This is a genomic window from Bradyrhizobium nitroreducens (assembly GCF_002776695.1).
Lineage (GTDB): Bacteria > Pseudomonadota > Alphaproteobacteria > Rhizobiales > Xanthobacteraceae > Bradyrhizobium > Bradyrhizobium nitroreducens.
In genome coordinates, this window is the sequence record NZ_LFJC01000003.1 from 6,841,384 (window position 1) to 6,849,312 (window position 7,929).

Sequence of the window (7,929 nt, forward strand, 5' to 3'; positions counted from 1 at the left end):
GCGTTCACGATGCGCTGGTCCAACGCCACTTCGTGCGCGATCATACAAGATCGGGGATGCACTACCGCGGCGTGCTCGATGAAACGGGACTGAAAGTCCCCGTTGTGGTCTCGGTGACCGATCTCGATTTCGTGGCGCCGCCGGTCATTAGGCTGGTCGATCCTGGCGCCGGATCCGCCGGCCAGGTGCCCCATATTCTGAGATCGGATGGCACGTTCTGTTACCTCGACGGAAAGGCGATCGTCCTCGATAGATATAAGCCCGCTGAGACCATTATTCAGTGCCTCGAACGGGCCGACGAGGTCCTGAGAGATGCCGTGCGGGGGCGGCTAGACGAGGATCTGGTCGGTGAGTTCGGCGCATATTGGGCGGACGGGACCGTCTTGATCGATCTGCCGGAAGCGTTCGAAGGCGACGCGAAGATCCAGCTCCTGAGGTTTGACCGCCATTCCGGGCGCGAAGAAATTCTGGTGTCTGACGGGGCTTCCAGTTTTCTTGCCCTGCACAAGCGTAATGGTGGCAGGGATCCGGAAGGACTGCTCTGTCCTGTGATACGCGTTCCCGCGCTGTCCTTCGATCCGAAGCAATCCTGGCCACCGAAAAATCTGGCAGAGTTGAACACGTGGATGACGAGCGCGGCGCCGACCGCGGTCGGAGCGATCGAGAAAGCATTCGCCCGCTCTACGGGACATCGGCAATGGATTTGCTTGTCGGCACCGAACGGCCGCTTCTTCGTGTCGGCGGAGATCGCCAAGGCATATAGAACCCCGGAGCTTTTGAAGAACCGACGGTCCCACATCGGCCAGACGCTCCGATATATTCAGGGTGCGGTGAAGATTTCCGGCTATGTCGGCGTGCCGGTCGACGAGGCATACGTCTTCTCGAGGAACATGGGCGGAATGACCAATCTGGCTGGAAAGAAGATACTGCTCATCGGATGCGGGACGGTCGGCGGTTTCCTGGCGCAACAACTCGCTCAAAGCGGCGCCGGCACTGGCGCCGGAAAGCTGACCTTGGTCGATAATGACAAGTTGAAGGGGGCCAATCTTGGCCGTCATTTGCTTGGATCGCCGTATCTCGACCGTAACAAGGCCGATGGTTGCGCAGACTTTCTTCGCGAACAGCTTCCCTATCTCGACGTCACCAGCATTCCGCGCTCGATCATGAACGACACCACTGTTCTTCGCAGACAGGATCTGATCATCGATGCGACTGGCGAGGAATCACTGTCGATCGCGATCAACGAACTTGCCGTCACTGGGCGGCCTGCCTTTCCGCCAGTTTTGTTTGGCTGGCTTGAGGGAAACGGCGCGGCTGCCGTGGCCGTCATGACCGGAGACCCTGGCCTGGCCTGCTTCAAATGCCTCAAGGTTGAACTGGCCGGCGTGCCAAGGTTCAATCTCATCCGTGGCGACGTACAAGTGGAGACGGGACGCAATCTGGCGTGTGGGGACGCGCATTTCATCCCGTTTCCGGTTTCCCGCGCAGCGGTTGCGGCGGGCCTCATTTGCGACATTGCTCTTGACTGGGCGAACGGCGGTGGCGGCCACAAGTGGCGATCGCTGACGCTTGACCACAACCGCGCCATTCAGATCAAGGACAGCAATCCGAAGCGTATCGATAGGTGTCCTGCATGCGACAACATTGAGTGATGATTTTCCTCGCAGGCGGTCATCTTGTGATTTTGGCGGAACAGGTTGTCGCCGAGATCAGGCGTTTCACCGGACCGGATGAAGCCAACCTGGAAGCCGGGGGCATTCTTCTGGGATGCTATCGCGGACCGCACGTTGAAATTCTGGAATGCACCACGCCCATGCCTCTGGACAGGCGCACCAGAAATGGATTCGTCCGCCGCGATCCGGGTCATCAGCGTCGCGCCCTCGAGGTTTGGAAGGTTAGCGACCGCACCGTCAATTTCGTTGGTGAATGGCACACGCACCCGGAGGAAAGGCCCTCTCCCTCGCGCGTTGACCGCGACACTTGGGCGGATCAGATGGGTCGGCACAGAGATGACGCCCTAGTCTTCGTGATCGGTGGCCGCGCTTCATTTTATTGTGGTTGGGGCGAGAATCGCCGGCTTGTCGCGATGGCCGCCGTGGCGTGATCCAGCGCGATCGCATCGCTTACGCGCTGCGCGATCCCTTAATCAAGCGAGCGCCCCTCGGTAGGCGCCGGGAGCCCGCCCTGGGCTGGGGAAATTGTAAGGAAAGGTGCCCCTGCTGGAAAAAAAGAGGCTCAGGGCGTCCAGCGCCGGGAATGATGGTTGTGAATAGCGAGGATACGCGGAAATGTTCCCATGAACGTACCGGGAACAGGTATAGTTCCCGTTGCAGGTGCCGAGTCGACCTAACGCAACGGACGGGTAATGGCGGAGACAGAAGAACCCAAGGTGTGCCGCATCCTCAGCCTCGATGGCGGGGGTGCAAAGGGATTCTATACACTGGGGGTCCTGAAGGGCATCGAGGGGATGGTCGGTCCCCTGCACAAACGGTTCGATCTGATTTACGGCACCAGCACGGGCTCTATCATCGCGGCTTTAATTGCGCTCGGGCATCCGGTCGATGAGATTCTAGAACTCTACAAGTCGCATGTCGTGGAGGTCATGAAGTATTGGTTGCCGGGCAACAAGACGGCAGCGCTCGAAGCTCTGGCCGCGGATGTGTTCAAGGACCAAGACTTCACGGCGACAAAGACCAACGTCGGCATCGTGTCAACTCGATGGGCGTTCGAGACGCCGATGATTTTCAAGACCTCCGTCGACCAAGCGCACGGCGACAAGCCGAATTTCGTGCCGGGGTTCGGTTGCAAGATATCGGATGCGGTGCAGGCGTCTTGTTCTGCGTATCCCTTCTTCAGGAAGAAAACGGTCACGACGAGCGACGGCGAGGCGATCGTGCTCATCGATGGCGGCTATTGCGCGAATAATCCGACGCTGTACGCGATTGCTGACGCGACGAACGCGCTGAAGTTCGACCGCAAGCACATACGCGTTGTGAGTGTGGGCGTTGGTGAATATCCCGCTCCGAAAAAGAGCGTGTTCAGCGCGATGCGATGGATTGGCTACCTCTTCACCGTCCGGCTGCTGCAACGGGTTCTCGAAATCAACACGCAGTCGATGAACCAGCTCCGGCACATCCTCTTCCATGACATCGACACGGTACGGATAAGCACCCGGTACACCGAGCCTGAGATGGCGACGGATCTGTTCGAGCATGACCTGACGAAGCTGGACCAGCTCTGGCAGCGGGGACGGCAATCGTTTCGCGAGTATGAAAATGCATTGAGGAAGATTCTATAGGAGAGCGGCGTGGCAATTCCTGAGACTCAGCTTGAGACGTGGACGCACGTAGGCGCCGCCGCGCAGTCCGCGGCAACGTATCAGTCGATTAAGGGCGTCATCGAACACAAGGACGCGCCTTATTCGTCCCGACGCATCGACTCATTCCTGCAAGGGTCATACGGCAACGATACGAACGTCTACGGCGCGGATAGCGACGTCGATATCGTCCTGCGCACCCGAGGTCTGCTTCACTACAACATCGACGCCCTGTCAGGGCCGGAAAAAACGGCATTCAAAACCGCGTATCCAACCCCTGCCGAATACACCCTGAAGTCATTTCGGACCGATGTAATCGCGTGGCTCGACAAGCAGTACGGAAGCGACCTGGACACCTCGGGAAAGAAGGCCCTGCGGCTTAAGGCGAATGGGACTCGGCGCAGCTCCGACATTCTGCTGGTCGCGCCGCACAAGAAGTATTCCCGTTACTACAGCGAACAGGACAAAGAGTGCATCGAGGGCGTTCTATTCATCACGACCAACGGGACTGAAATCGTCAATTACCCGAAGCAGCATTCCGAGAATATGACTCGGAAGCATCAGGCGACGGCCGAATGGCTCAAGCCGACCGTGCGCATCTTCAAGAACATGCGCAATCGGCTCATTCGGGACGGGAAGATAAAGAGCGGCGTCGCTCCCTCCTACTTCATTGAAGGCATGCTTTACAACGTGCCAGTAAGCGAGTTCGGCGTGAGCTACGCGAACACGGTCGATAAGTGCTGGGGCTGGCTCAACAGTCCGCCAGATGCCAGCGCCCTCATGTGCGCTAACGGCATCCATCCGCTCGTTCGCGACAACAGCCACACGTCTTGGCCTATCCAGGGCTATCTCGACTTCTTGGCGGAAACTCAGAAGCTCTGGGTCCAGTGGAAGTAGGCTTCTGATGACTAGCCACACGGCGGACGAGGCGAAAGCCGCGAACATAGCGGCCATGGGTGAGCCGCTTGGCGCGCTGTACTCAGCCCTTTGGCAATCGGTAGCGGTCGTTCACGTGTATTGGAAAGAGTATGTCGAGCTGTTCGGCAGCAAGCCCGAGCGCATCGACTTACTCAATCGAGCGGCGCCGGCCTTCTTTCACATGCTTCAAGACGAGCTATGGGAGCTAACGCTGCTTCGTATCTCGCGTCTCACCGACCCGGCGAAGACCGGTAGGGCTGGTAGACAGAACCTGAGCATCCAAGCGCTACCGCCGTTGATAGGCGACGCGAAGCTGAAGGCTCGGGTAACGCAGCTCGTCGCGGATGCAGTTTCGGAGACTGCATTTTGCCGCGACTGGCGAAATCGACGGATTGCTCACAGCGACTTACTGCTCGCGCTCGAACAACCGACCACGCCGCTCGCGGATGCGAGTAGGCTGAAAGTGAAAACGGCGTTGTTGTCGCTAACAGCCGTCCTCAACGCCGTCGCCGGGCACTATATGGATTCCGAGAGCCGCTTCGACCTAGGAGGGCGAATTAACGGTGCCGTCACCCTGCTCTATGTTTTGAACGAGGGGGTGAAGGTAGGAGAGGCCCGCGAAAAGCGACTAGAGGAAGGGAAGCCGATCCCGAAAGACTTCCGTCGCGAACACATATGAGTAGGAGACGGGCATGACGGGAGACGAGCTGAAACAGCGAAACAAAGTGGTAATCCACACGGTCTAGATTGGCAGATCCAGCTGTGGCTCCGCGCCACCTTCGGCGTGTAGCGATGAGAGTGAGATACCTAAGAGCCGAACCGGTCTTGGAAGAGGCGTTTCGTTCTCGAGCAGGCTGATGACCAAGCGCTCCAGATCGCTTCTGCTCGACACGGCGGTGGGGACAGACCTGCTGCGTGTCATAATCTCGAAATCTGCAAATTTGACCTTCAGCGTTACTGTCCGGCCCCGCGAGCCCTTTTCTTCGCAATGCCGCCAGACCTTGTCGATCAAAGGCTGCAGTTCCGACACCATGGCCTCGAACTCAGTGAGATCAGTGGAGAACGTATTTTCCGCGCCCACGGATTTCCGCACACGGTCGGCTCTGACCTCGCGGTTGTCGACACCCCTCGATATCCAATAGTAGTAGCTTCCGGCCTTGCCGAAATTGGTCTGCATAAATTCGAGGGACTGATTGCGCATATCGAGCCCCGTGTACAGGCCCAGCGCATTCATCTTGGCGCTGGTCGCAGGCCCGATGCCGTGAAATCTGTCGACCGGCAGGGTTTCCACGAATGCCGGGCCCATCTCAGGCGTGATGACGTACTGGCCGTTGGGTTTGCGGTGGTCGGAGGCGAGCTTCGCAAGAAACTTGTTGTAGGAGATGCCGGCCGAGGCGTTGAGGCCCGTTACCTCCTTGATCTTTGCACGGATCGCCAACGCGACGTCCCGCGCCAACGGAATGCTTTGCAGATTTTCGGTCACGTCGAGGTAGGCCTCGTCCAGCGACAGCGGCTCGATGATCGGAGTGTGCTCGGCGAAGATCTCGCGTATTTGCTGGGAGACCGCCTTGTACACCTCGAAACGCGGCTTCACGAAAATCAGGTTTGGGCATTGCCGCTTCGCGGTCACCGATGGCATGGCCGACCTGACGCCGAACTTGCGCGCTTCGTAGCTGGCCGCCGCCACGACACCGCGCTCCCGGGATCCGCCGACGGCGACCGGCTTACCGCGGAGGTTCGGATTGTCCCGCTGCTCGACGGATGCATAGAAGGCGTCCATGTCGATGTGGATGATCTTGCGTTGGCGGCCCGGGGAAGCTGCTTGGTCGTCATCGTCCTCGATGGTCACGTCGCTAGCCCGGCCGTATCTTCCTTGATGCCGCGGGCGACGATCCGGAGCATTCCGTCGGCAAGCGGCCGCTGCAGCTTCAGGGCCTCGTCCAGAGGGGCCGTCATCCAGGCCTCCACTTCGTCTGGCGTTGTCAGGATCACCGGCATCGCCTTGGGGTGGATGCGGGCGATCTCTGCGTTCGGCTCTGTCGTGAGGAACGCGTAGAGGTCGTTGGTCGTCTCGCCTTCCTTGACCTTCCGGACGGACGTCCAGTTGGTCCAGATGCCGGCGAAGCAGGCGAGGGGGCGGGTCTCGTCGAGCGCGAACCAAATATCACCGCCCTCGGCCTTGTTGAACTCGCTGAAGGAGTTGAACGGCACCGCGCACCGGTTCTCGACGCCGAGCCAGCGGGCCCAGTGTTTGCTCTTCACATTACGGATGTTAGTCGTGCCGCCGTCCGGCTCCATCCGCAGCAGTTCCTTGAAATCGACGGACTTGCCCTTGGCCTGAAGCTTTTCGGCCCGTTTCTTCGTGGCATCCATCAGCGCCTTTGACGATGATGGCATTCCCCACCGTGCCGTAGCGAGTTCGCGGCCTTCTGCCCCGTTGCGCACAATTGGTGCCTTGTAATTGGGAAAAACCCCCGGCATCGGCGCCAGATTGCCCACGTATCGGTTGACGACGCGGAACAGCGCGATGATGGCGGCCTGGTTGGTCGTGATCGAATAGAGATTGCACATCTATCAGGCTTCGGTTCGGGGGTGGCGCGGCTGCCAGGCCAACTGTAGCAGAGTCGCGGATGGACGGCGGCCCGCCTTGGCGCATTTGCGGCAGCGGAGCCGGCTGGCGAGATCGTGCACAAAGGTGGTCGGCGGGTGCTTCATCGCCGCAAGGTCGACGTCGCTCGGCGTCTTGCAGCGCGCACACCTGATCTCCAGCCAGGCGAAGCCTCCATTCACGGCCTGGCCGATGGTAGGCGACGGATCAATCGGTTCGCAGTCTGACCACATGCGTTCGTTCCAACTTTCGCAAAGCAAAGCAGCTTATCGGCCTGCTGGATGAGCGCTTCACCCTTCGCCCGCGTCTCGGCCGATTGGTAGCCAGAATGTTGGCCATCGCGCGTGCCTTGCCGAGCTCTTTCGCGAGAGCCTTGCGATCGTCGCCCGACAGCGGCGTTGGGTGATACTTCGGGGCCATCCGGACATCCAGGCGCAAAGAGATCGGATAGGCGATCGGAGCGGATTACGGCGTCTCGAACGTCGGCCAGCACCCGTCTTCTTCATGTCTGCCGGTGCGCTGCTGGCAGGTGTTGTCGAGCAGTCGCTGCGCCACGTCCTTCCAGACCGCGTTTCCGCCATACAATCGGACGGCATCGGCGGTCTGGATTTCCACGGTTCGCTCGCAGCGGCGGCAGGAGATGCGCAGCACGTGGTGCTGAATCTCGGAAAGACGTCGCTGCAGCAACTGGGCTCCGGTCGCATCGGCGCGAGGGTCCTTGAGGACCGATTCCCAATATTCAGCCGGGAGGGGCGCATCCTGAGCCGCAGCGGAGGGGTCCCGCCTGCGGTCGGTTTCAGCGGCCAGCTTTTCCATCTGCTTTGGGGTCGGCATGCGCCAGCTCGCGGGACGGTCGGACATTCCGAATTAGAACAGAAAGTGAACAAAAGTCGAGTCCGATCAAGCCCGCTCTTTGAAAAAATCCTCCTATTGGAAAGGTCGCGATGTCGGAACCAAGCCGAGCCATTCGTCTTGAATCCGGCATCAGTAACGGAGTTCCCCTCGATGGCCCCCCGCGCTAACTGGAAAGGCTTCCTGCGTCTTTCCCTCGTCACCTGTCCGGTCGCGCTCTATCCGGCCACGTCGG

General features: G+C 59.7%; 8 protein-coding genes and 1 pseudogene. 5 read left to right on the plus strand and 4 right to left on the minus strand.

The features are described 5' to 3' along the window. The first annotated feature begins 32 nt into the window (after nt 1–32). The 5 genes from TSA1_RS32520 to TSA1_RS32545 all read left to right on the plus strand — a co-directional run bounded on the left by TSA1_RS32520 (nt 33) and on the right by TSA1_RS32545 (nt 4,913). Nucleotides 33–1,652 carry a ThiF family adenylyltransferase gene (locus TSA1_RS32520; RefSeq protein WP_283814411.1) on the plus strand — a complete coding sequence of 540 codons (1,620 nt, stop codon included), beginning with the start codon at nt 33–35 and terminating at the stop codon, nt 1,650–1,652. Next, complete coding sequence (locus tag TSA1_RS32525; protein ID WP_100179896.1) at nt 1,652–2,104, plus strand: Mov34/MPN/PAD-1 family protein; 453 nt, start codon at nt 1,652–1,654, stop codon at nt 2,102–2,104. Before TSA1_RS32520 ends, TSA1_RS32525 begins: the two co-directional genes overlap by 1 nt. Before the next feature lie 261 nt (nt 2,105–2,365). Beyond that, nucleotides 2,366–3,298: an anti-phage phospholipase gene (locus TSA1_RS32530; protein ID WP_100179897.1), complete on the plus strand. Its 933-nt coding sequence runs from the start codon at nt 2,366–2,368 to the stop codon at nt 3,296–3,298. Between the two features lie 9 nt (nt 3,299–3,307). After that, complete coding sequence (locus TSA1_RS32535; RefSeq protein ID WP_174719177.1) at nt 3,308–4,213, plus strand: anti-phage nucleotidyltransferase; 906 nt, start codon at nt 3,308–3,310, stop codon at nt 4,211–4,213. A 7-nt stretch (nt 4,214–4,220) separates the two neighbouring features. Next, on the plus strand, nt 4,221–4,913 hold the full coding sequence (locus TSA1_RS32545; protein WP_100179899.1) for an AbiU2 domain-containing protein: 693 nt from the start codon (nt 4,221–4,223) through the stop codon (nt 4,911–4,913). A gap of 63 nt (nt 4,914–4,976) precedes the next feature. Here the strand turns inward: TSA1_RS32545 and dinB are convergent, their stop codons facing one another. From dinB to TSA1_RS32565, 4 genes and pseudogenes are all read right to left on the minus strand, one after another. Further along, nucleotides 4,977–6,083 carry a DNA polymerase IV gene (gene dinB / locus TSA1_RS32550; protein ID WP_283814399.1) on the minus strand — a complete coding sequence of 369 codons (1,107 nt, stop codon included), beginning with the start codon at nt 6,081–6,083 and terminating at the stop codon, nt 4,977–4,979. Continuing rightward, nucleotides 6,080–6,805, minus strand: coding sequence for an SOS response-associated peptidase (locus tag TSA1_RS32555; RefSeq protein WP_100179900.1), 726 nt, complete (start codon nt 6,803–6,805; stop codon nt 6,080–6,082). The genes dinB and TSA1_RS32555 overlap by 4 nt, the downstream gene beginning before the upstream one ends. A 3-nt stretch (nt 6,806–6,808) precedes the next feature. Then, a pseudogene (locus TSA1_RS40810) lies at nt 6,809–7,262 on the minus strand (hypothetical protein). 45 nt (nt 7,263–7,307) lie between these two features. Next, on the minus strand, nt 7,308–7,703 hold the full coding sequence (locus TSA1_RS32565; RefSeq protein ID WP_174719178.1) for a hypothetical protein: 396 nt from the start codon (nt 7,701–7,703) through the stop codon (nt 7,308–7,310). Nucleotides 7,704–7,929 lie beyond the last annotated feature (226 nt).